The organism is Pseudomonas sp. zfem002, assembly GCF_032621685.1.
In the GTDB taxonomy this organism is placed as follows: domain Bacteria; phylum Pseudomonadota; class Gammaproteobacteria; order Pseudomonadales; family Pseudomonadaceae; genus Aquipseudomonas; species Aquipseudomonas japonica.
The window spans coordinates 171,449-193,693 of record NZ_JAVYJH010000019.1; the positions used below are offsets into that span (position 1 = coordinate 171,449).

General features: G+C 68.2%; 16 protein-coding genes. 2 read left to right on the forward strand and 14 right to left on the reverse strand.

Annotated elements, in window-relative coordinates; genetic code table 11:
• Positions 1-18: 18 nt before the first annotated feature.
• A complete protein-coding gene (locus RTI28_RS20630) occupies positions 19-480 on the reverse strand; it encodes a VOC family protein (RefSeq protein ID WP_316922140.1) in 462 nt (153 codons plus the stop codon).
• A 133-nt stretch (positions 481-613) separates the two neighbouring features.
• On the reverse strand, positions 614-2,236 hold the full coding sequence (locus RTI28_RS20635) for an NADP-dependent glyceraldehyde-3-phosphate dehydrogenase (protein ID WP_316922141.1): 1,623 nt from the start codon (positions 2,234-2,236) through the stop codon (positions 614-616).
• A 138-nt stretch (positions 2,237-2,374) separates the two neighbouring features.
• On the opposite strand from RTI28_RS20635, the gene RTI28_RS20640 reads away from it, so the two are divergent.
• On the forward strand, positions 2,375-4,627 hold the full coding sequence (locus RTI28_RS20640; RefSeq protein WP_316922142.1) for a putative bifunctional diguanylate cyclase/phosphodiesterase: 2,253 nt from the start codon (positions 2,375-2,377) through the stop codon (positions 4,625-4,627).
• A 21-nt stretch (positions 4,628-4,648) separates the two neighbouring features.
• Here RTI28_RS20640 and RTI28_RS20645 read toward each other — a convergent pair whose 3' ends face one another.
• The gene (locus RTI28_RS20645; RefSeq protein ID WP_316922143.1) at positions 4,649-8,734 is read right to left on the reverse strand and encodes a leucine-rich repeat domain-containing protein; all 4,086 of its coding nucleotides are present in this window, start codon (positions 8,732-8,734) and stop codon (positions 4,649-4,651) included.
• A gap of 126 nt (positions 8,735-8,860) precedes the next feature.
• On the opposite strand from RTI28_RS20645, the gene RTI28_RS20650 reads away from it, so the two are divergent.
• Positions 8,861-9,049 (forward strand): hypothetical protein, encoded by a 189-nt coding sequence (locus RTI28_RS20650; protein WP_316922144.1) that lies wholly within the window; start codon positions 8,861-8,863, stop codon positions 9,047-9,049.
• A 184-nt stretch (positions 9,050-9,233) separates the two neighbouring features.
• On the opposite strand, the gene RTI28_RS20655 is transcribed toward RTI28_RS20650, so the two are convergent.
• Genes RTI28_RS20655 through RTI28_RS20705 form a run of 11 tightly spaced genes read right to left on the reverse strand, consistent with a single transcriptional unit; the run spans position 9,234 to position 22,241 of the window.
• Positions 9,234-10,031 carry a ChbG/HpnK family deacetylase gene (locus RTI28_RS20655; RefSeq protein ID WP_316922145.1) on the reverse strand — a complete coding sequence of 266 codons (798 nt, stop codon included), beginning with the start codon at positions 10,029-10,031 and terminating at the stop codon, positions 9,234-9,236.
• On the reverse strand, positions 10,016-11,167 hold the full coding sequence (locus RTI28_RS20660) for a GNAT family N-acetyltransferase (RefSeq protein ID WP_316922146.1): 1,152 nt from the start codon (positions 11,165-11,167) through the stop codon (positions 10,016-10,018). The genes RTI28_RS20655 and RTI28_RS20660 overlap by 16 nt, the downstream gene beginning before the upstream one ends.
• Position 11,168: 1 nt before the next feature.
• Positions 11,169-11,858 carry an N-acetyltransferase gene (locus RTI28_RS20665; RefSeq protein ID WP_316922147.1) on the reverse strand — a complete coding sequence of 230 codons (690 nt, stop codon included), beginning with the start codon at positions 11,856-11,858 and terminating at the stop codon, positions 11,169-11,171.
• A gap of 45 nt (positions 11,859-11,903) precedes the next feature.
• On the reverse strand, positions 11,904-13,823 hold the full coding sequence (locus tag RTI28_RS20670) for a hypothetical protein (RefSeq protein ID WP_316922148.1): 1,920 nt from the start codon (positions 13,821-13,823) through the stop codon (positions 11,904-11,906).
• Positions 13,820-15,127 carry a lipopolysaccharide biosynthesis protein gene (locus RTI28_RS20675; protein WP_316922149.1) on the reverse strand — a complete coding sequence of 436 codons (1,308 nt, stop codon included), beginning with the start codon at positions 15,125-15,127 and terminating at the stop codon, positions 13,820-13,822. Before RTI28_RS20675 ends, RTI28_RS20670 begins: the two co-directional genes overlap by 4 nt.
• A complete protein-coding gene (locus RTI28_RS20680) occupies positions 15,124-16,122 on the reverse strand; it encodes a polysaccharide deacetylase family protein (protein WP_316922150.1) in 999 nt (332 codons plus the stop codon). Before RTI28_RS20680 ends, RTI28_RS20675 begins: the two co-directional genes overlap by 4 nt.
• A gap of 10 nt (positions 16,123-16,132) precedes the next feature.
• Complete coding sequence (locus RTI28_RS20685; RefSeq protein ID WP_316922151.1) at positions 16,133-17,269, reverse strand: glycosyltransferase; 1,137 nt, start codon at positions 17,267-17,269, stop codon at positions 16,133-16,135.
• On the reverse strand, positions 17,262-18,227 hold the full coding sequence (locus tag RTI28_RS20690) for a glycosyltransferase family 2 protein (RefSeq protein ID WP_316922152.1): 966 nt from the start codon (positions 18,225-18,227) through the stop codon (positions 17,262-17,264). The genes RTI28_RS20685 and RTI28_RS20690 overlap by 8 nt, the downstream gene beginning before the upstream one ends.
• Entirely contained in the window at positions 18,224-19,594 is a 1,371-nt protein-coding gene (locus tag RTI28_RS20695) for an O-antigen ligase family protein (protein ID WP_316922153.1), read from the reverse strand. The genes RTI28_RS20690 and RTI28_RS20695 overlap by 4 nt, the downstream gene beginning before the upstream one ends.
• Positions 19,591-20,715, reverse strand: a complete 1,125-nt coding sequence (locus tag RTI28_RS20700) for a glycosyltransferase family 4 protein (protein ID WP_316922154.1) — start codon at positions 20,713-20,715, stop codon at positions 19,591-19,593. The genes RTI28_RS20695 and RTI28_RS20700 overlap by 4 nt, the downstream gene beginning before the upstream one ends.
• Positions 20,676-22,241, reverse strand: coding sequence for a lipopolysaccharide biosynthesis protein (locus RTI28_RS20705; protein ID WP_316922155.1), 1,566 nt, complete (start codon positions 22,239-22,241; stop codon positions 20,676-20,678). The genes RTI28_RS20700 and RTI28_RS20705 overlap by 40 nt, the downstream gene beginning before the upstream one ends.
• Positions 22,242-22,245: the final 4 nt, after the last annotated feature.

A 22,245-nucleotide genomic window follows, 5' to 3' on the forward strand; every position in this document is an offset into this window, starting at 1 on the left:
CCTGTGAGCCTCGGTCTATCAGGCGCCGAACAGCTTCGCCGCCCGCGCGCGGATCTCTTCCACCGACAGGTCTTCCTTGTGCGTGGCGATGAACCACAGGTTGCCGAACGGATCCTTCAGGGAGCCGCTGCGGTCGCCGTAGAACTGGTCCTGCACGGGGTTGACCTGGGTGGCCCCGGCCTTGATCGCCTGGGCAAAGCTGGCGTCGACGTCCTCGACATAGAGGTGCAGGCCGACCGACGCGCCGGGCTGCGACTGGCTGCTGAGCAGCGCGGCCTGGTCGCAGGGATCGGCGAGCATCAGCGACGAGTCGCCGATCTTCAGTTCGGCATGACCGATGCGGCCGTCGAGGCTCTGGATACGGAATACCTCGACGGCGCCGAAGGCGGCCTTGTAGAAATCGATGGCCTTGTAGGCGTCCTTGATGCCCAGGTACGGGGTGATGCTATGCATGCCTTCGGGGATGGGTTTAGCTGCCATTTGCGTGTTCCTCCTGTAACGATGCCAACGGACTGACCCGGAACCGGTGCCCCGGGCGTGGACCTGTATATTTGTACAGGAATGCGGAATGTGCAAATCGAATTGCGCATTCACTGGACGAACGGGCATCCGCTCAGAAGATGTAGTCAGTGGTCAGGAAACTCGACTCGCGGTTGCGGATGATGTCGCTGATCAACTGCTTGTTGGCGTCCTGGAAACGGGTCGCCACCAGGGTGCGGATCGAGAAGGTGCGCAGGGCATCATGCACCGACAGGGTGCCTTCGGCGGAGTTCTTGCGGCCATTGAACGGGAACGTGTCGGGACCGCGCTGGCACTGGGCGTTGATGTTGATGCGCCCGACCTGGTTGGCGAAGGTGTCCACCAGCAGGCCGATCTCCTTCGAACTGGTGCCGAACAGGCTGAGTTGCTGGCCGAAGTCGGAATCCAGCACGTAGTCGATCACGGTCTGCAGGTCGCGATAGGGCACCACCGGCACCAGCGGGCCGAACTGTTCCTCGTGGTAGACGCGCATCGCCGGGTTCACCGGGTACAGCAGCGCCGGGTAGAAGAACGAACCGCGGCTCTGTCCGCCACCGGGATTGAGCACCCGCGCGCCATGGCCGAGGGCGTCGTCGACCAGGCCGTTGAGGTAGTCGATCTTGCCCGGCTCCGGCAACGGCGTCAGGGCCACGCCGGGGGTCCAGGGCATGCCTGGCTTGAGCGCGGCGAGGCGGGCCTGGAATTTCTCCAGGAAGGCGTCGACCACCTGCTCGTGGACGAACAGGATCTTCAGCGCGGTGCAGCGCTGGCCGTTGAACGACAGGGCGCCGGTGAGCGCTTCGCTGACCGCGTTGTCGAGGTCCACCTCGGGCAGCACGATGCCCGGGTTCTTCGCGTCCAGGCCAAGGGCGGCGCGCAGGCGGTGCGGGCGCGGGTGCAGCTTCTTCAGGTCGCTGGCGGCCTTGTTGGTGCCGATGAAGGCGAACACATCGACCTTGCCGCTGGCCATCAGGGCGCTGACGGTCTCGCGGCCACGGCCGTAGATGACGTTGATCACCCCGGCCGGGAAGCTGTCGCGGAACGCCTCCAGCAGCGGGCGGATCAGCAGCACGCCGAACTTGGCCGGCTTGAACACCACGGTGTTGCCCATGATCAGCGCCGGGATCAGGGTGGTGAAGGTTTCGTTCAGCGGGTAGTTGTAGGGGCCCATGCACAGCGCCACGCCCAGCGGTGCGCGGCGGATCTGGCCGAGGGTGTCCTGTTCCAGCTCGAAGCGGCTGGAGCGGCGGTCCAGTTCCTTGAGCGCGCCGATGGTGTCGACGATGTAGTCGCAGGTGCGGTCGAATTCCTTCTCGGCGTCCTTGAGGTTCTTGCCGATTTCCCACATCAGCAGCTTGACCACCGCCTCGCGCTGCTCGCGCATGCGTCCGAGAAAACCTTCGACATGGCGGATGCGTTCGGCCACGCGCATCGTCGGCCAGGCGCCGCGGCCTTTGTCATAGGCGTGCACGGCGGCGTCCAGGGCGTCGAGGGCGGTGTCGGCATCCAGCAGCGGCGCGCTGCCGAGGATCACCTGCTGCTCGTTGCCGTCGGCATCTTTCAGCCAGACCGGACTGCGCACCGTGGCCAGCGGACCTTGCCAGTGGCGCAATTGGCCGTTCACCAGGTAGTCGCGCTGCTCCAGCGGCGCGCCCAGGCGATAGGCCTCGGGGATTTCTTCGGCAGTGGGAAACAGTGAGTCCAGCAAACGATCCATGGCACGACACCTCTTTTTCTTTGAATGGGTGAAACGTTTCAGTCGAGCATAACGCCGCACGATAAAAAAAAGCCAGCCCGCCTCAATATTGTTTTGCCATCGCCGATAACCGGGTAAACGGACGCAAGCAGCCGGCGTATGACGACAAGAATCCTTGCCCTGGAAAACACCCCTCGACCGCTTCCCACCCGCGTGCGCTCCACCGCTTATCGTCTGCTGCCGATCGGTTTCGCGGTGATCGGCATCGGTCTTTCCGTGGTCCTCGGCCGCCTCGACGTGCAGCGCGAGGAAAGCGAGCTGATCGCCAATGCGAGCATGCGCCTGTCGGCGATTCGCGCCGGGCTGGAGGCGCAGATGCGCTCGGCCTTCGGTGAGACCGAGGGCATAGCCCAGTTGCTCAGTGCCGATGGCGATATCTCCACCCGCCATTTTCACGACATGGCGCGCCAGGCCCTGGAATCGGTGTCCTATATCCGCCACATCTCCCTGGCGCCCAACGATGTGATCGCCGATGTCTACCCGCTGGAGCACAACCACGCGGTACTGGGTCTCGACTATCGCCTGCTGCCTGCGCAGTACCCGCTGGTGCGCCGCGCCCGGGACCGCCAGGAAGCGGTGCTGGCCGGTCCGGTGCGCCTGTACCAGGGCGGCGAGGCGCTGATCTACCGGCGCCCGGTGTTTCTCAAGGGCCACAAGGGCGTGCGCCTGTACTGGGGCAATGTCTCGGTGGTGGCGAATATCGACAGCCTGCTGCGTGAGGCCGGGGTGGCCGAGGACCCGACCTTCCGCCTGGCGCTGCGCGGTGCCGACGGCGATGGCGCCGCGGGGGCTATGATCTGGGGCGACGAGACGCTGTTCGCGGCGTCGGCGTCGTCGGTGACGCTCAACGTCGATGTCCCCGGGGGCACCTGGCAACTGGCGGCGATGCCGCGGGACGGCTGGTCGTCCATGACCCTGTTCGGTTCGCCGCTGTTTCTCTTCGCGCTGTCCACCACGGGGCTGTTCAGCCTGTTCGTCGCCCAGTTGAACCGCAGCAATCGCCTGATCAACCAGCGCAACGCCGAGCTCAAGCATTCCCAGGCGCAGTTCGAGCACCTGGCGCATTTCGACGCGGTCACCGGCCTGCCCAACCGCGTGCTGTTCCAGCGCCGCCTGGAACAGGCCCTGGCCGCATCACGGGTGCAGGTGGCGGTGCTGGTCCTGGATATCGATGGCTTCAAGCAGGTCAACGACAGTCTCGGCCATGCCCTTGGCGACCTGTTGCTGGAGCAGGCCGCGCAGCGCCTGCGCGCGGGTATCGGGATGGAGGACACGGTGTGTCGCCTGGGCGGCGACGAATTCGCCTTCATCCTCGGGCGTGCCGACGCGGTGGACTATGTGGGCAAGGTGGTGGACGGCCTGCTGCGCGCCCTGCAACGTCCCTTCGATCTCAAGGGCAATGCCGCCCTGGTCAGTGGCAGTATCGGCGTGGCCCTGTGCCCCGAGCATGGTCACACCGGGGAAAGCCTGATGCGCCACGCCGACACCGCGATGTACGCGGCCAAGGAGGGCGGGCGCAACGCCTGGCGCCTGTACCACAGCGACATGACCGAGCGCCTGCAGCAGCGCCTGGCCATGGAGCGCGCCCTGCGCCGGGCGCTGGAGCAGAAGGAGTTCGAACTCTGGTACCAGCCGCGCATCGATCTGTTCAGCGGTCGCGTCGAGGGCGCCGAGGCGCTGCTGCGCTGGCGCGATCCGCAACACGGACTGGTGTCGCCGGGCGATTTCATCCCGCTGGCCGAACGTACCGGACTGATCATTCCCCTGGGCGAGCAGGTGCTGGAACTGGTGTGCCGACAGGTGCGCCTGTGGCGCGATCGCGAGCTGCTGCCGGGGCCGATCGCGATCAACGTCGCGGCGCTGCAGATCGAGCGCAGCGATTACGTCGGCAGCCTGACCCAGGCCCTGCAGCGTCACGGCCTGGACCCGCAGCTGCTGGAAGTGGAGATCACCGAAAGCCTGTTGATGGAAAGCCAGCAGCATGCCTGCGAAGTCCTCGCCCAGCTGCAGGCGCTGGGGGTGGCGACGGCAGTGGATGACTTCGGCACCGGCTATTCGTCGTTGGCCTATCTGAAGGCCCTGCCGATCAATCATCTGAAGATCGACCGGGCCTTCATCAAGGACCTGCCCCATGGCGACAACGATGTGGCGATCACCCGGGCGATCATCGATCTGGGTCACGCCCTGGGCTACCGGATCACCGCCGAGGGCATCGAGACCCATGCCCAGCATCAGTTCCTGCGCAACGCCGGCTGCGACCACGGCCAGGGCTACCTGATCGGGCGGCCGATGCCGGCGGAGCGTTTCGAGCACTGGCTGGCCGGCGAGCGCTTCAGCGCCGTGCAGTACTGAGCACGGCGCCGGGCGCCGGGTTCACCAGCGCAGCGGGTTGCCCTCGGCGATGCCGCGGGTGAGGTCGTCCAGCAGGCGTCGGCGTTCGCGGTCGAGCTGGCGGCGCAGGTGGTTGGCTTCGTTCAGGTATTCGCCTTCGCTCAGCAGGTTTTCGGCATCGAGCAACTGGGCGTTGGCCTGCTCCTGCAAGCGTTCGAACTCGGGGTGGTAGCGCCGCTCCAGGTGCCGGGTCCAGAAGCGGATCGCCGGCTCGCCATCGGCGCCTTCGGCGAGCAGGGCATCACGACCGACCGCGGTCGAGCCTTCGATCAGGCGCAACTGGTGGCGAACCACGCTGGTCCAGTTGCCCTCCAGTTGCGCCGCTTCCCGTTCGACCCCCGTCAGGTTCACTGGCTCGTGTGGCTCCGGGGCCAGGCGCATGCGCAACTGCGGATCGTTGCCCAGGCGCTGCAGGGTCAGGGCGCGCAAGGCTTCCAGCTGGGCTTCGCTGGCGTTCGGCAGGCGTGCCACCAGGGCATCGTCGAGGGCCAGGCAGCGTGCGTTGTCCACCGCGATACGCAGGTAGTGTTCGCTCTTCAGGCGCGGTGTGGCAAAAGGCTCGGGTCGTTCCAGATCGGCGACCCGTTCGAACTGCAGGAGCCTGCCGGCGTCGATGCGCTGGGCCATGGCGCGTGCCCGCGGACTGGACTCCAGCCACGGCAGCATGGCCCAGAAACGCCGCCGCGTGGTGGTCGGCGCGGCCCCGTACATGGGTTCGTCGGCGACACGGCGCAGGTCGCGGCGGTACTCGATCGGCATCAGCCGGCCGAGGCGCTCCCAGCAGGCCTGGGTGCCCTCGTCGGCATTGAGCAACAGCGTCGTGTAGTCGTCCTCGGCGACCAGCAGGTCGATGCCGGTTGCCTCGTAGTGCGTGTCGATGCGGTTCAGTGAGTCGTTGTCCAGCGGGTTGTATTCCAGGCTCAAGGCCCGTTGCGCGGCCGGCGTGAGGTCCGTTTCGAGCCCTTCGGGCAGGCGCGTCAGGAGGTTGGAGGACAGGTCGAGGTTCTGCAGGTGCGGCAGCTCGCTCAGGTGTTCCGGCATGCGCAGCAAGGAGCAGTCGAACAGGCTGACATCGCGCAGGTTCGGCGCCGCAGTGAGGTCCGGCGGGCTCTGCAATGGATTGCCGGAAAGGTTGAGCTCTTCCAGGTTCGGGTATTCGGCCAGGGCCTCCTGGGAAATGGACGACCAGGTGATGGCGTTGTCGGTCAGTTCCAGGAAGCGCAACTGCGTGCCCAGTCCCGCCGGCAGGTGCCTGAGCTCCAGCGCGCTGGCCCAGAGCCTTTGCAACGGCGGCAACTGATTGAGCAGCAGGTGGGGAATCGCGCGCAGGGGATTGGAGCTCAGGTTCAGCTCGTTCACATGACTGAAGGCATCCGCCAGGTGTGGCAGGGTGGCGAAGTCACCGTCGTCGAGGCCGATCGACGACAGGTCCAGCTCGGCCGGGTTGGCCTGGTTGCGTTGCCAGCAACGGATCAGGGTGTCCCGCGCCACCGTGCGCAGTGGCCCGCCCGAAGCCCACTGGCCGAGAGCGGTGCGCAGGTAGTCGAGTTGGCGCTCCAGCGTGCGCAGTTCGAGGTGAGGCTGCCGGCCGCTGTCGCTCCACTGTTCCAGCGTGCTGCGGGCCTGTTCGTCGCTGACGCTGGGGTAGAGCCGGCGGTAGCGGGCCAGCAGCGCATTGCCGGCAGCGCGGGTCGGCGGGTAGTGGGCCGGCGGCGGCGCGTCGAAGCCACCGAGCAGGCGGCCGTCATCGTGCCAGCCGTCACTGCGCGCGGACCAGATCAGGCTGCGCGCCTGCCCGGGATTGCGCTGGGCCTGCTCGACGATGGTCTCCTTCAGGGCCTGCGGCTCGCTGCCCAGTTCCGGGACTGCCTGCAGCAGCGCCTCGAACAGATCCGCGACCGGTGCCCGCGGCCGATCGTCGAGCACCGCGCGGTAGCCGCCGGGCACCTTGATAATCAGCCGTTGATCATTGGCGAAGCGTTCGCCGGCGCGCTCCAGCAGCGGGCCGGAGCGGTCGCCGCCGCGCAGTTCGAGGCTGCAGCCCGTCGGCCAGCGCGCTTGCCGCGGCAGGCTGAGCAAGGCCAGGCGTTCGCTGGCCGGAAGGCCGCGATCCGGCCGGTAGAGCCCCTCGACCACGGCCTGCAGCGGGTCTTCGGCGGGCACGCCGGCACGCACGCGCTGCAAGGTCGAGAGCAGGCGGGGCGGTGTCGGTGTGTGCTTGAGGTAGACGTCGAGGAGTTCATCGCGGCCGATGCCCTCGATACGGCTGGCGACTTCCAGTTCCGCATCGCTGTAGTCCTCGACCTTCGCGCCGAGGCGACGCAGCAAGGTGCGTCGTGGCCATTCCAGCGGTTGTTCATGGGCCGCATGCCAGGCCCCTTCGCCGTTGTGTTCGAGGAGCGGCTGGAACGCTTCGCGGTCGCCGGGATGGGTGATGCACCAGCGCTGGCCGTCGGCGTGGGGGCGCACCGCGAAGTGTCCGTCGTCGAGCTGCACATGGCGCTGCGCTCCCGATTCCAGCAGGCCCAGGGCATTGGGCCGGGCGTCGGCCGGCGGGTCGACGCGGTAGGGCTGCAGATCGCCGTTCCACAGGCGTGGCGTGCCGTCCGGGCGGATCACTTCGATCAGGTTGCGGGTGAACTTGCCGGCGTAATGCAGGGCCACGCCGGTGGCCACGGCGGTCCCCAGGTCCAGCGCCACCGCCTTGGCATGCCCGAGGGCGCCGTCGATATCGCCTTGTTCCCAGGCTTCGACGCCTTCGTAGACCTCACCGAGGATCTGCGCGGCGAACACCATCATCATCAGGCTGCCGGCGGCGGGCACGAAGAACGCCGCCACACCGAGCAGGTCCAGTCCCACGGACTCCCAGTAATGCAGGCGGCGCTGGCGTGCGGCTTCGTCGACGGCGCTGCTGGGAACCGCCAGCTGGCGACCTTCGTTGAGCAGGCGGCGGTGCTGGCGATCCTGCAGGAAGGCGAAGAGCTCGCCCTCGATGGCGGTGCCATTGCAGTGCAGGTCGCAGTCCGCCGGGGCTTTCCATGTGCTGTTGCGCTCGTCCGGCAGGGTCTGTCCGGTGAGGTTGCGCTGCAGCACGCTGGCGAAGTGCTCGACCTTGTCCTGCTGGATGAAACCGTAGAAACGCTGGCGCAGCGCCGGATCGCACAACAGGCGCAGCAGCGCGCGCTGGCAGGCGGCGAAGCTGGAATGCCCGGTCAGCGCCTCGGGCATGCCGGGCAGGTAGAGAAACACCGCCTGCGCGCCGGCGGCGGGACGGATCAGCAGGGCATCCAGGACATCGACGCCGAACAGGCTGAAATGCTCGCAGCGCGGCACAGCGCTGGCATCCGCGCCATCGATCAGGCACTGGATCGGCTCATGCTCCAGCTGCGGGTTACGCAGGCGTGCGAGCAGCAGGTCCAGGCGCAATTGCTCGCGGCGTGCGCTGATCGCCAGTTCGCGTACCTGCGGACGGCCGAACAGCTGATTCAGGTGATCCTGATAGCGCTGGCCGAGATCGAGGTCGTGGCATTGCTCGGCGAACTGGGCGGCGCTGAAGGGCAGGGGGCGGAAGTGGTAACGCGCGTAGCCGTTGAACGAGTCGACGCGAAACTCGCCCATGATCGCCACGCTCTCCGGCTGCAGTTCCACGTCCTTTTCGAAGTTCTGCAGTGCGGCCTGAAGCAGCGGTTCGACCCGGTGGTTGAGTTCGGTGGCCAGCGCGCTCCAGCTCCAGTCGCGGCTGAAGCGGACGAAGTGCATGTCGCGCGGATCACCGCGCAGGCCGAAGCGTTCGCGCAGGCGTTGCATCAGCAGGGGGCTGGCGAAGTCGCTCGGGTTGCGCAGTTCGCGCAGGGCCCTGGCCAGGGCGAAGGTCACCGCGCGGGTGCGCAGCAGGGTCTGCTCCAGCTCGGCGCGTAGCGCCGCCGGTGCGTTCTGCACCCAGCTGTAGTTGGCGTAGTCGTCGAGGTGGCGCAGGCGCTCGATCTGCCCCGGCTTGAGGTCGGCGAGCCAGCGCGGCAGGCGTTCCCTGACCAGCAGATCATGGTGGGTGGGGTGTTGGGGGGACATGGGTGCACTCCTGGTGAGAAAGGAGTGCAAGCACACCGTGCCGCCGGGTGGCGGCGGTGGCACATAGTTATCCGGGGCCGGGGCTATAGTGACAGGAGTCGAAAAACTTCAGTCGAGGAGCAGCCCATGGCCCTGATCAGCCGCGAAGTCTGGTGGTTCGAACCGCCCAAGCCGGGACAGACCGAAGCGGATCTGCGCTGGGGCTTCCTGGAGATCCACAGCGACCGGCCGCCACGGTTCGTCGATGAGCGACCGACGGACCAGCAGATGGCGGAGCGCAAGAGTTGCCGGCATTTTCCGGAGGCGGAGGAGTGAATGTGGCAGGGGGCCTCACTGTTGCAGAAGAGGCTGGAAAATCGATAGGCCCATTCTGCCGATCAGAAAAGCCAGCAGGATCGGGAAGCACCTACTCAAATTTGATGGTCTGGCGGGAGAACGCATCAAGGCTGCCGGGTGCCTGTCTTGAGGGCGCTGCAAACCTCAAGACAGGCACTCGCCCTCAACCAACCTTCAGAAACGCCCCCGCCGTCCGCCCCGCCAGCGTCCCATACCCCACCCGGCGTACCCCCGCCAGCCGCTGTTCCAGCAGATCCAGCAACGATTCCCCGCTGTCCAGGTAGGCATCGCCGAAATCCGCGGAGCCCAGCGCACTGGGATGCACCACCACCTCCAGCACGCCATCCAGCGGCGCCAGGCCATCGCGCAGGTCCACCGGGGTGCACACGTGATCGGCACTGACCCCGGCCAGTTGCCGCAGGCGTCGGTTGAGCAGGGTCTTGAACACGCGCTTGCCGGTGCCGATATTGCGCCCGATATTGCGCGCCAGGCGCACCGGCACGCCCTCGCGCGCGGCGAAGCGGGCGAGGATTTCGCCCAGTGGCCAGATGTTGTGCACATGCTGGTGCGAGTCCAGGTGACTGGGCAGCAAGCCCAGGCCCAGGCAGTGCTGCCACTGCGCGGCCAGCTCCAGTTCCACGGCCTGCCGCGCGCGGCGGCTGAGCCACAGGCTCTTGCGCGACAGGCCGAACTCGAACTCGCCGGCACTGTTGCAGAACGCCGGCTCTTCGAGAATGGCTTCGCTCAACGGGCGACCATGGCTGAGGTTGAAGTGCAGCCCGACCCGCCCCCGCAGCAGCGGCTGCTGGCGGGCCAGGGCGCAGGCGTTGCGGAACGCCGGCATGTTGGCCATGGCCGTGGCCGAGGTCACCAGGCCGCTCTGGAACGCCCGCAGGATCACCGCGTTGGTGGGCTCGTTAAGGCCGAAATCATCGGCGTTGACTATCACCTGGAGGGACATTGCGCAGCTCCTGCAAGAGGGGGACGGGGAGAGGTGCGGGTCGGCGCCGCCGGCTTGCCCGGACGCCACCAGGGACGGCAGCGCCGCCACAGGCGCAGGGCCAGGCCCAGGCACAGGCCGGAGAAACGCCAGCTGTAGAAACTATGGCGCAGGTGTTCGACCTGCGCCGTCATGCGTTCATGCAACTGATGACTGGAGTTCTCCAGGCTGACCCGCGAGGCGTCGACCCACTGCCAGCCTTCGTCCAGCCCCCAGTCGATCCACTCCTGCAGCAGGACCCGGCCGCTGCCCAGGTCGGCGTGGGCGGGAAGGAAGGCCAGGTTGTAGTCGTAGAGCCGACCGCGCTCGAGCAGGCCGAGGCGATAGCTGATGCACTCGCCGTCCAGCTCCAGCACCACCAGGCGCAGACGGTCTTCGGCGGCAAGGCCGGCCAGGGCCTGGAACATCCACGCCCGCGACTGCGGCGTGCTGAAGATGCCGACGCCGTCGTCGCCTTTCCAGCTGGCGTCCTCCACCGCGGCGATGCGTTGCAGCCAGTGCTCGATGTTGTCGGCATCCACCACCACCCGGCGCACCTCGGCGCCACAGGCGGCGATGCGCTTGCGCGCGCGGCGCAGTTTGTAGCGCGGATCGCCGCTGACTTCCTGGCGGTCCGCCGCGCTCAGCCAGTGCACCGGGACATTGCACACGCGCCGGCATTCATGGGTCGAGCTGCGCCAGCCCCAGTGCAGCAGCCAGGGTTCGCCGGCGACCACTTCGTTGAGCTGCAGCAGGGCGTGGGGCAGGTGCCGGCGAATCTCGCGCAGCACCAGCGGCGCTTCGTGCTCGGGCAGGTCGATGAGCAGGCCGACCCGGTCGCTCAGCGGCCAGCCCAGGTGACGCAGCACGACGAAGCCCGGCAGCCCGGCGCGCAGCGGCATGCGCACCAGCGGCAGGCACAGGCACAGGCGCTCGCCATCATGGCCGAGCAGCACATGCAGGCTCTGCCCCGGGCGCAACGCGGCCTCCGCCGCGCGCAACCAGGCCAGGCCGTTGAACGGTGTGCTCTGCGGCAGGCGCTGGCGCAGGGTTTCGTAGTCCCGGACGGGAAAGGCGGGGGTCGACAGCGAGGTCGACCAGCTCAGGCGTACTCCCATGTCAGGCAGCCCTCACCGGTACCGGCGCCACCACCGGCTTGTTCAGGGCGGACAGGCGCGAACCCTGGTAGCGGCTCTGCCGGTAGAACTTCCAGCGTCCGAACAGGCAGTAGACGTGGGTGACCCGACCCTGCTCGGCATAGCCCATGCGCAGGTGCAGCTTCAGCGCCGGGATATTGTGGCTCTCGCAGACGTCCACCACCTTGTCGCAGCCCTGATCGCGCATGGCCTTCCACAGGTCCAGTTGCAGGTCCACCGACAGCGTGGTGCCCCAGTAGGCGCGGGTGAGTTCGCCGCCGAACTCGAAGAACTCACCCTGCTTGACCGGGAACCAGCAGCCATAGAAGTGGTGGTCGTGGTAGTCCTTCGGGCAACCCCAGATGAAGGCCACCACATGGCCTTCGGGGTCGCGGTGGATGATCCCGGTGTGGCCTTCGCTGACCAGCTCGCGCATGGTCTCCAGGCGGTCGCCGAAGTAACGGGCGAAGGCATGCACGTTGTGCAGGGTGGTCAGCTCGCTGCGGGTCGGCGCGCTGGGCTTGAGGTTGTGCGGGGGAACGGGGCTGACCAGGTCACGCTCCATCCAGAGCAGTTCCCAGTGATAGAACACGTAGTGCCGCAAGGCGGTGTTCAGGGCAGAGCGCAGTCCTTTGTGCCTGATGTGGGTTTGCAACTGATTCAGTACACGCATGATTGCCTCCTTGATCGGGCAAGGCGGGTGGTCCGGCGCGTCGCTCTACGACGCGCTCCAGCTCAGGGCGAACAGGGTCCGCCCTGGCAACTCGAAGCCGAACTGCCCACCGCGACAGGCCAGGTCGGCCTTGCGTGGCTGGTGGTCGGCTCCGAAGAAGGTCAATTCGCTTTGTGCCGGGCACTGCCGGGCGCCGCTGGCGAAGCGCACCTGCTGGCGCCGCTCGCTCTTGTTCACCCCGAGCAGGCTGCGCTGCGGCCCGCGGGCCATGGCCAGGACGTCGACTTCGAAGGCGTCGTTGTCCAGTTGCAGCACCTCGTCCAGCCAGTGCTGCTGGATGAACTGCTGGGCCAGGCCCACCGGCTTGAGCACGAACTCCCGTGGGCCGAGGACCTGCAGCATGCCCTTGGGGTACTCCGGCTCGTCGGCGGCCTGGAACCAGTTGAGCATGTCCAGCAGGCCGTCGGCGCTGGCGTTGATCGCCACCGAGGCCCACCACAGCGCGGCGTCGTCGCCGTTCTGCTCATACAGGCTGAGGCTGGAGCCGCTGGACAGGTTGGTCTGGTCCAGCAGCAGGGCCTTGCGTGGCCGGCCACGTTCGTCGAGGCCGACCAGGCCCGCGGCCTGGCGCACGGTGTCGCGGTAGACCCGGGTCGCCAGCAGGTCGCGGACCATCCATTCATGCCAGGCCAGCGCATCGATGCGCGGGCCGAATTCGTCGAGCAGGCGCTTGGCCCAGTCCAGCCCGCGGCGCTCGCCGCTGTGCTCGGCCAGCGGGCCGTTGACCAGGCGCGAGCTGGCCGGCATGGCGATGCGCACGCCGGCCTGGCGCGCGCCCGCGTAGTCCTCGACCTGGCGCAGGCGTTTGGCGAAGAAGTCGCGAAAGTCCTCGTAGCGCTGGTAGTTGAGGTTCGGCTCGTCGGCGAAGGCGATGTAATGGCGACCCGCGCCACCGAGGGCGACGCTGGCCGCCAGCCAGGCATCGAGGCCCTGGCGGCTGATGGCGTCGTCGCGCAGATCGGCGCGGCGGCCGGTGGCGGCGAGCAGGGTGATGTCGTCGGCGATGGCGAAGCGTTCCCGGTACAGGCGGCGAAAGGCGTTCTCGTACTCGGGCTGGCGCGCCAGCACATCGACGAAGCTGTAGAAGCCCGCCGCCGTCGGGCGCAGGGCATCCAGCACGGCATGGCTGGCCGGTGGCGGCAGCAGATAGGGCAGGTTGAGGCCGAGTTTCGCGGTGGGACCGAGGTGCTTGCCGCCCAGTTGCAGATTCACCGTGCCGGCCTGCTCGCGCAGCGGCTGCAGGTCGGCGACCCGGCGGGCGAACAGATTGGCCGTGCCGTCCAGCCAGAACGCCGCCTTGCCGCGGCCTTGCAGTTCCAGGCGCCAGACCTGTGCCTGCGGGCTGACCGGCAAGGTCACCTGCTCGTACTGCCAGTAGGCGGGTTGCCGCACCAGCGGCAGGCTCAGGCTCTTGCCGTCCTCCAGGCGCACCGCGTGCAGACCGCTGACGCCGCCGTGGTACTTGCCGGCCAGGATGGCTACCTCGCCGGCCGCGACGCGGAAGTAGAAGGTGCTGTCGGCCTCCACCTGCAGGCTGAAATGCAGCCGCGCCGGGGCGAACTGCACCCCGGTGCTGTCGTCGAACGCCGCCCGGTAGCGGCGGAAGCTGTAGCCGGGGATCTCCAGGCGATAGCTGCCATGCCCGCTGTGCAGCGGCCATTGCTGCTGGCCGCGCACTTCATCGGCGGCGATATCCCGGCGCGCCGCCAGGCGGCCCTGGCCATCGAGGAGAAATACCTGCTCGGGATTGGCCGCCGCCTGCCAGGCGCCGACCCAGTCCAGCTGCAGCGTGTCGCCACGGCTCGGGGTCAGGTACAGGGCGCCGTCGCGGATATCCGGCCAGCGCGCGGGCGCGGCGCCGGCCAGGCCGCTGAGCAGCAGGAGCGGCAGCAGCAGGGTCTTCATCCGGCGACCCTCCCTGGCAGCATGCGCCGCAGCGGCAGCAGGTCGGCGGGCAGGACGATCAGGGTGCGCCACCAGGCCACGCCGCTGAGCCGGCAGTACAGCACCAGCATGGCCAGGGTCACCGCCAGGTAGGCGATCGACGAGGCCAGCGCCGCGCCGACGATGCCGTGGCGGGGGATCAGCAGGACATTGAGCAGCAGGTTCAGCGCTGCGCCGGCGCCCATCATCAGCGACACGCTGCCGGGGCGGTTCTTGCCCAGCAGGTCGAGGCGCAGGATGCTCGCGTAGCACAGGCCGAACAGCCCCGGCAGCAGCGCCAGCAGGGCCGGGTAGGCAGGCTGGTAGGCGACGCCGAACAGGGTGACGATCAGCCATTCGCCGATCAGCGCCATGCCCAGGCAGGCGCCGAGCATCACCGTGGCGGTCAGGCGCAGGGCCAGCGGGGTGATGCGTTCCATGCCCGCGTCCTGTTGCAGCAGGCGTTTCATCAGCGGCGTGGTCACTGCCTCGGGGACGATCAGCAGCAGCTCGGCGGCGGCGCTGGCCATGGCGTAGTGGCCCAGGGCGGTGCTGCCGAGCAGGGCGCTGATGAACAGGTAGTCGGAACGCAGGATCACTTGCTGGAACAGCAGGTCGGGATGGCTCTTGGCGCTGTAGGCCAGCAGTTCGCGCTGGCCGCTGCGGTCCCAGCACAGGCGCAGTTGGCGACCGCGGCGCAGCCAGAGCAGGCCGAGCAGCACCACCAGGCCCAGGCCCAGCAGCCAGCTGGCCAGGGCCGCGGACAGGGTCGCTTCGGGCCAGAGCAGGTAGAAGGCGAGAAACAGCAGCAGCGGCGCCAGCGACTCGGTCAGGCGCAGGGCGTTGAAGGCGCCGACCCCGCCGGTGGCGTTGTGCAGGGTCAGCAGGCCGCTTTTCAGCACGCTCAGCGGTACCGCCAGCAACAGCAGCCAGGCCAGCAGGCCGAGCTGCTCGCTGACCTCCAGCTGGATGCCGAAGCCGCGCAGGGCCGCCAGGCACACCAGGGTCAGCAGGGCGGCGAGCAGGCAGCCATAGACCAGCACCTGGGTCAGCAGCAGGCCGAGATTGCGCTGTTGCGCCGCCTGGTAGCCGATGGCGCTGTTGAGGCCACCGCTGGTGGCTGCGGCGATCAGGTCCGGCAGGCTGCTGAGCAGGGCGAACAGACCGCGTTCGCTGGGGCCGAGCAGGCGCGCCAGGAGCACGTTGCGCAGCAGGCGCAGGGCGATCATCGCCAGGCGGGTGCCCATGCTCAGGAGCAGGTGGCGCAGGTAGTGACCGCGGCTCATGGGTTACCTCCACGACTGATGCGCCAGGCCAGCAGCGAAGGCCGGCTGGCATTGCGCTGGCTGACGCCGATGCGCGGCAGGGCCAGGGGGTCGTCGCAGCTCTGGCAGAGCCCGGCGCGGGTACTCAGGGCCCAGGGATAGCGGTGCGCGGCGAGGCGCTGGCGCACCCGCAGGTCATGGTCGCCATTGGGGTAGCAGTACACCGGCAGCGGGTTGCGGCAGCCCTGCAGGAGGGCGCTGTGGCTGCGGCTGATTTCTTCTTCCAGGCGACGGTCGTCCAGCCCGGGCAGCAGGGCGTGGCTGGCACCGTGCGGGCCGAAGCTGATCAGCCCGGAGTCCTCCAGCTGGCGTACCTGCTGCCAGTCCAGGGCCTGGGGCAGGGACTCCGCCGGACAGGCGTCGGTGAGCAGGTGCAGGGCCGCCGGCGCCAGGCTTTTCAGACTTTGCAGGTAGTGGGCCAGGGCCAGGCTGCGGGCCTTGGGCGCGTCATGCATGAAGTAGGCGGCAGGCAGCGGCCGACCGACCCGGCGCAGTTTTTCGATCAGTTGGTGCCGCGCCGGCTCGCCGTGGCTGCCCCACAGGGTTTCGCCGAGGCTTTCCCACCAGAAGCGCTGGCGGCTGCCGATGAAGTCGGTGGAGAGGAAGATGCTCGCCGGGACCTGGTAGCGCTGCAGCAGGGGAAAGGCATGCAGGGCGTTGTCGCGCCAGCCGTCGTCGAAGGTCAGCGCCACCCGCGGCCGGCCGCTGCCGTGGCCGTGCAGCAGGTCGAGCAGCGGCAGGCAGTCGAAGTGCTGGCGCAACCAGCGCAGCAGGCGCTCGAAGGCCTGCGGGCCGACGCACAGTTCATTGCGATGGGGCAGGGCCGCGGCGCGGTCGTCCGGCAGCACGCGGTGGAGCATCAGGATCAGTCCGGCGCCATGCAACTGGCGGCGGCCTACCGGGGAGTTGAGGTAGATCCAGCCACTGGCGCGCTTGAGGGTGGTCTTGATCGGCATGGTCCTGACCTCAACGATTCTGCTCGGGATTCCACTGCCGGTAGCTGTGGCCGCGAAGAAACTGCCACACACCGACGCTCATCCCCGCCAGGGTCACCAGCACATAGGCGGCCAGGCGAAACGGCCGCGGCAGGCGGTGCCCGCTGTCGAGCAGGCCGACCAGGGCGATGGCGTAGCCCAGCAACTGCAGGGTGCAGGTCCACAGGTAGGATGCCGGGCCGTCGAGCAGGCACAGGTTGCTCAGCAGCAGCGGCACCAGCAGCAGCGGGGCCAGGCGCCGCAGCAGCTTGTGGCTGATCAGGGCGATGGCGTACAGGCCATGGCGCGCCGGGTTGAGCAGGGCGCTGCGCGCGGCGAGGCTGCGCAGGCCGCCGACGGTGACCCGCTGGCGGCGGCGGAACTGCTTGTCGGCCTCGTCGACGCCGCAGTCCAGCACCACGGCCTCGGGCACATAGACGATGCGCAGGCCGGCCGCCGGGGCGCAGGTACTGATGAAGAAGTCGTCGTTGACCTGCTCCGGAATCGCCTCGAACAGTTCGCGACGCAGGGCCAGCAGGGCGCCGTCGGCGGAGACCATGCAGCCGTTGCGGTTTTCCACCCGGCGTACCCAGCCCTCGTAGTGCCGGTACAGGGCATCGCCGAGGCTCAGGCCCTGGCCTGGGCGGGGGATGATCATCTGCCCGGCGCAGCCGCCGACGCCGGGGTCCGCCAGGGGCCGCAGCAGGTGACCGAGGGTGTCGTCGGACCACTGGTTGTCGGCGTCGGTGAACACCAGGATCTCACCGTGGCACAGCTCCACCGCGCGATTCAGCGCGGCGCCCTTGCCGATGCGCGGCAGGTCGAGGACCTGGATGCGCGGATCGTCGACGCTGCGCGCACAGGCCACGGTGCGGTCGCTGGAGCCGTCGCTGGCGACGATGATCTGCAGGCTGGCGGCCAGGTAGTCCTGGTTCAGCACGCTGCGCAGCTTGGATTCGATATGGCGCTGCTCGTTGTGCGCGGCGATCACCACGCTGACCGTCAGCGGCGCGGCCGTGGCCACCTCGGGCCGGCGGTGCAACGGCGCCAGCAGGCTGAGCAGCAGTGGATAGCCCAGCCAGGCGTAGAGCGGCAACAGCAGGCACAGCCAGAAGATGAATTCAGCCACGGGCAGGTCTCCGGGTGGTCAAGTTGAACAGGCTCATGACGAAGGCCATGCCGGCCAGGTGCAGGCGGATGAAGTGCAGCCCCCAGAGCTGCATGATCAGCCGCGGGTCACGGTGCTTCAGGCTCTGCCGCAGGCTCAGGGCCAGGGCCGGCAGGCTGGCGATCAGCAGCAGCAACAGGCTCAGGTGCGGAAAACCGTCGAGCAGCGCCGACAGGGCCATGGCGTCGAGCACCCAGGCGCCCATCGACAGGGCCGGGAAGCGCAGCAGGCGCAGGCTGGCACCATGGCTGCGCAGCAGTTGCAGATGACTGCCCTGGCGCCACATCTCCTTGCCCAGCCATTCCTTCCAGCTGCCTTCGTAGCCCCAGTGCAGCACCACCGGGTCGCGCAGCACCGCCAGGCGCGCGCCGGCCTCGTGCAGGCGCAGGGTGAAGTCCTTGTCTTCGCCGCTGCGCAGGTTCTCGTCGAAACCGCCGACGGCCTCGAACCACTGGCGCGGCATCAGCAGGTTGGGGCTGGGCAGCCATTGCTGGCGTTGCAGCAGTTCGCCGGCGCGCAGGGTGCGGCGCTGCCAGGCGATGGCGAACCAGGGCGCCTGGTGCGGGGTATCGCAGTCGAGGGCGAAGACCTCGGCGGCGCCGCGCCCGTGCAGTTCGAAGAGGCGGCTGAGCCAGCTGTCCGGCACCTCGATATCGGCATCGACGAAGGCCAGCCAGTCGCAGTCGCAGGCCGCCGCGCCACGGTTGCGCAGGGCGCCGATGCTCAGCCCGGGCTGGCACAGCACCTCGGCGCCGAGGGCCCGGGCAATGCGCGGGCCGTCGTCGCTGGAGCCGTTGTCGACCACGATCAGCTGGCAGTCGACCCCGGCCTCGGCGGCGGCACGCTGCAGCGCGGCGAGGGTGCGGCCGATATGGCGGCTCTCGTTGAACATGGGGATGACGATGCCGACCCGGGTCATGGCCGCAGTTCCCGTTGCTGCGCCGCCTCGGCCTGGCTGCGCAGTACCGCCGACAGCGCCAGCATGATCCACAGGTACTTGTGGTTGGGCGCGCTGAGGAACATCAGGAACAGGCCCAGCGATAGCATGCTCATGCTCAGGTGGGTGAGCAGGTCGGCGCGGGCCACCTCATGCTGGCGCAGCCAGGCGCCGCGGGCCGCCCAGAAGTTGCGCAGGGCCAGGGCGATCATGCCGACGAAGAGCAGGCCACCGGGCAGGCCGATCTCGCTGAACAGTTCCAGGTAGGTGTTGTGCGCGCGGCGATACAGGTCGGTGACCTTGCGGTTGGCCGAGAACGCCTTGGCGTAGCCGGTGGTGGCGTAGTGCAGGGGGAAGGTGCCGGGACCGGAGCCGAGCAGCGGGTTGTCGCGGATCATCTTGCCGCCGACCACGATGTAGGAGGCACGGCGCCCCAGCGAGTCGTCCTTGTGTGCGTTGACCCCGGACTTGAGCAGGCTCAGCGACTGGATGCGCTCCAGGTACTTGGCCGGCATCACTGTCGCCGCCGCCGGCAGCAGCAGGGCCAGGGCGAGCATCAGCAGGCCGAGGTGGCGCGGACGGATGCGGCCCAGTTGCACCCGGTAGTGATACAGGCCGATGCCCAGGCTGATCAGCAGCACCAGCAGGCCGGAGCGCGACTCGGTGCGGGTCATGCCGGCCAGCAGCAGCCCGGCGCAGAGCAGCCAGAGCAGGCGCTGGCGCAGGTTCGGGCTGGTCAGCAGCAGCCAGATCGCCAGCGGCACGGCGAAGGCGATCAGCAGGGCGAAGACGTTGGGGTCGTCGAGCAGGCCCTGGGCACGGCCCTGGTCCTGGTACTTGCTGGAGTACATCGCCAGGGCGCAGGTGGCGGACACGCTCAGGGTCACCAGGCGCGCCAGCAGGGTCAGGTCGAGGTCGCGCGCGATGAGCAGGGTCATGACGAACAGCAGCAGGCCGATCAGCAGCTCGCGCAGGTGCAGGGCCGACATCGCCCAGCTTTCGCTGAGGCAGAAACTCAGCAGGTAACAGGCGAGAAAGGCCAGCAGCAGCGGCCACAGGTTGCTGCGCAGGCGCTCGCCGCCGAGCCTGCCGCTGGCCAGTTGCAGCATCAGGATCAGGCCGAGGCCGGCACCGATCAGCTTGGTCGCGGACAGGTCGCTGTCCTTGAACAGGCCTTCGAACGGCACCAGGGCAAGAATCGCCAGCAGGCCCCAGGCCGGACGCCGCCACAGGGCGAGCAGGCCGGCGAGGGCCAGTACCGCGCCCGGGGCGAGGTAGGGCCAGGGGCTGACCAGCAGGGCCAGGGCGGCGAGGCCGAACAGCCCGATCAGGGACAGGGGCAGGATCATGCGCGGACCTCCGTTGCAGCGCCCAGGTAGACCTGGGCCCAGCGCTGGGCCAGGGTGGGCAGGTGGTAGCGTTCGCGTTGGGTGCGGCGGGCCTGGGCGATCAGCTCGTCGGCCTGGGCCGGGTCGTCGATCAGCGCGGCCAGTTGCGTGGCCAGTTCGTCCACCGCCAGCGGTCGGGCGAGCAGGCCGCTGCGGCCATGTTCGATGACATCGGGGATGCCGCCGACGCCGAAGGCCACCACCGGCACGCCGTCCTGCATGGCTTCGAGGAGGATCATCGGCGTGCCTTCGGTCCGGGAGCTGATCACCAGGGCATCGAGGCGGCCCATCCAGGCGCGCATGTCGTGCTGGAAGCCCGGCAGGCGGATGCGTTCGAGCAGCCCGGCGGCGCCGATGCGCGCGCGCAGGGCCGGCAGTTCCGGACCGTCGCCGAGCATCACACCGTGCAACTGCGGGTAGCGCTGGCACAGCGGGATCAGGGTGTCGAGAAACAGGTCGGGGCCTTTCTCGCTGCTCAGGCGCCCGACATAGCCGGCCAGCCATTGACCGTTGCCGGTGTGGCGCGGGGCCGGCTCGGTGCTCTCCGGCAGACCGTTGGGAATCACCCGCACCTTGCTGCCGGAGACGCCGGCATCACGCAGGATCCGCGCGATGCTGTCGGCGACGCAGACCACCTGGCTGACCAGCGGCGAACGGCACAGGCGCAGGGTCAGCCAGGTATACAGGCGCTGCTTGCGGTTGCGCGGGGTGAAGCCGTGCTGGGTCGAGACCAGCGGCAGGCGCCACAGCAGCACCGCCAGGCAGCCGAACAGCAGGCCGCGGAAGTTGTGCGCGTTGAGCAGCAGCGGACGGACATCCCGCTCGCCGCGTAGGGCCGCGCGCAGCCCCGTCACCCCGGTGCAGCGCTGGCAGTCCACTCCGGCCTCGCGAAAGCGCGCCAGCAACTCGTCCGGTGCGTCGAGAAACACCACCCGATGCTGCCCGGGAGTGGCCCGGCAGTGGTCCAGCAGCATGCGCTCGGCGCCGTAGAAGCCACCGCTGTTGAGCAGGTGGACGATCGGCTGGCGCGGGGCCGCGGCGTTCAATTGCGCACCCAGTGCCACAGGCGTGGCAGCGACCATTGCTTGTGCGGGTTGGGCAGCTCCGGCGCCTGGTCGTTGATCACCAGCAGTACCGGCAGGTTGAGGTCCTGGCCGATCTGTGCCGGATGCTTGAAGCGGTGGTCGAAGAACTCGCGGACGTAGACCAGGGCAATGGCGAACAGCAGGCCGGTGAGCATGCCGAACGGCACGATCAGGCCGGGCCGCGGGAACGCCGCTTCGGTCGGCTGGTACGGCGCGCTGAGGATGCGGGCGTTGGACAGGTTGTCCAGCTGGCCCTGGCCGCGGCTCTCTTCGTAGCGCTGGGTGTAGGTGAAGAAGGCCTTGTGCAGGGCGTCGATCTCGGTGTCGAGCTGGCGCGCCTTGCTCTGGGTTTCCTGCAGCTGGTGGATGCGGCCCTTGAGTTCACCGATGCGCGCGGTCTTCTGCGCGATCACTTCCTGGACCACGGTCAGGTCCTTCTCGCGTTCGCGGATGCGGTTGGCGACCACCTTGAGGAACTGCTGGCGGGTGCGGCTGATCTGGTCGCGCTGCAGCTGCATCGGTTCGCTGTTGGGCTGGAAGATCGCCACGTCGTTGCCGTAGCGCGACACCTGGGTGGTCAGTTGCTCACCCAGCTGCTTGATCTCGCGGTCCTCGAAGGCCACGTTGTCCACCGTGGTGGTGAAGGTGAACGGGAAGCTGTAGTCGTTCATCTTCGCCGAGCCGGCGGTGGCCAGGGCCGACTTCAGGTAGTCGAGCCAGCGCTGGCTTTGCAGCAGGCGGTCGCGGTACAGGTTGAGCGCCTGTTCCTCGGTGTTGATCGCGTTGAGGCGGAAGGTGATCTCTTCCTTCGGATCCGACGAGCCGTTGCTTTCCAGCAGGCCCAGGCGTTTGCCTTCGAGGTCGTCGAGACGGGTCTGGTACTGGAGTTTCTTCTGTTCGTAGAAGGATTCCGGCAGTTCGTTGGACTGCAGGTCCTGGCGGTTCTTCAGGTAGTTGTCGAGCAGGCGGGCGACGAACGCGGTGCCCTGGGCCGGATCGGCGAAGCTGTAGTTCACCGAGATCACGTTGGAGCCGGGCAGGGTCTCGACCTTGAGGCTCTTCACCGCCTGTTCGGTCAGGGCGTCGAGCTGGCTGTCGCCGGCCGCGGCGACCTTCAGGCCCAGGGCGGTGCGCAGCGGGTCGATCACATGCTGGTGCAGCGGGGCGAATAGCCACTGATCGAGCATGCCGGGTTCCACCGAGTATTTACCCTCGGCGCGCAGCTGGTTGATGGTCTGGCGAATCAGGGTCGGCGAACGGAGGATGTTGCTCTCCGTTTCCATGTCCGCCAGGGACGGCGGAATGAACTTGTCGGTTTCCTGGGCCAGGGCGGTGTTGGTGTCGCTCTGCGACAGCTTCTTCGACTGGACGATGACTTCGGCGCCAATGTCGAAGCTCTGCCGCAGCACCAGCGGCAGGACCAGGGCGATCACCGCGAAGGCGAGGAAGATGCGCTTCACCCACTGACGGTTGGCGAAGAAGATGCGGAAGAATTCGTGCAGGTAGTTCTCTTTGGGATTCATGTCG

Excerpts from the sequence above, each read along its gene's own strand:
- RTI28_RS20630 (WP_316922140.1), bottom strand. The coding sequence starts at position 480 with ATGGCAGCTAAACCCATCCCCGAAGGCATGCATAGCATCACCCCGTAC.
- RTI28_RS20635 (WP_316922141.1), bottom strand. The coding sequence starts at position 2,236 with ATGGATCGTTTGCTGGACTCACTGTTTCCCACTGCCGAAGAAATCCCC.
- RTI28_RS20640 (WP_316922142.1), top strand. The coding sequence starts at position 2,375 with ATGACGACAAGAATCCTTGCCCTGGAAAACACCCCTCGACCGCTTCCC.
- RTI28_RS20645 (WP_316922143.1), bottom strand. The coding sequence starts at position 8,734 with ATGTCCCCCCAACACCCCACCCACCATGATCTGCTGGTCAGGGAACGC.
- RTI28_RS20650 (WP_316922144.1), top strand. The coding sequence starts at position 8,861 with ATGGCCCTGATCAGCCGCGAAGTCTGGTGGTTCGAACCGCCCAAGCCG.
- RTI28_RS20655 (WP_316922145.1), bottom strand. The coding sequence starts at position 10,031 with ATGTCCCTCCAGGTGATAGTCAACGCCGATGATTTCGGCCTTAACGAG.
- RTI28_RS20660 (WP_316922146.1), bottom strand. The coding sequence starts at position 11,167 with ATGGGAGTACGCCTGAGCTGGTCGACCTCGCTGTCGACCCCCGCCTTT.
- RTI28_RS20665 (WP_316922147.1), bottom strand. The coding sequence starts at position 11,858 with ATGCGTGTACTGAATCAGTTGCAAACCCACATCAGGCACAAAGGACTG.
- RTI28_RS20670 (WP_316922148.1), bottom strand. The coding sequence starts at position 13,823 with ATGAAGACCCTGCTGCTGCCGCTCCTGCTGCTCAGCGGCCTGGCCGGC.
- RTI28_RS20675 (WP_316922149.1), bottom strand. The coding sequence starts at position 15,127 with ATGAGCCGCGGTCACTACCTGCGCCACCTGCTCCTGAGCATGGGCACC.
- RTI28_RS20680 (WP_316922150.1), bottom strand. The coding sequence starts at position 16,122 with ATGCCGATCAAGACCACCCTCAAGCGCGCCAGTGGCTGGATCTACCTC.
- RTI28_RS20690 (WP_316922152.1), bottom strand. The coding sequence starts at position 18,227 with ATGACCCGGGTCGGCATCGTCATCCCCATGTTCAACGAGAGCCGCCAT.
- RTI28_RS20695 (WP_316922153.1), bottom strand. The coding sequence starts at position 19,594 with ATGATCCTGCCCCTGTCCCTGATCGGGCTGTTCGGCCTCGCCGCCCTG.
- RTI28_RS20700 (WP_316922154.1), bottom strand. The coding sequence starts at position 20,715 with ATGGTCGCTGCCACGCCTGTGGCACTGGGTGCGCAATTGAACGCCGCG.
- RTI28_RS20705 (WP_316922155.1), bottom strand. The coding sequence starts at position 22,241 with ATGAATCCCAAAGAGAACTACCTGCACGAATTCTTCCGCATCTTCTTC.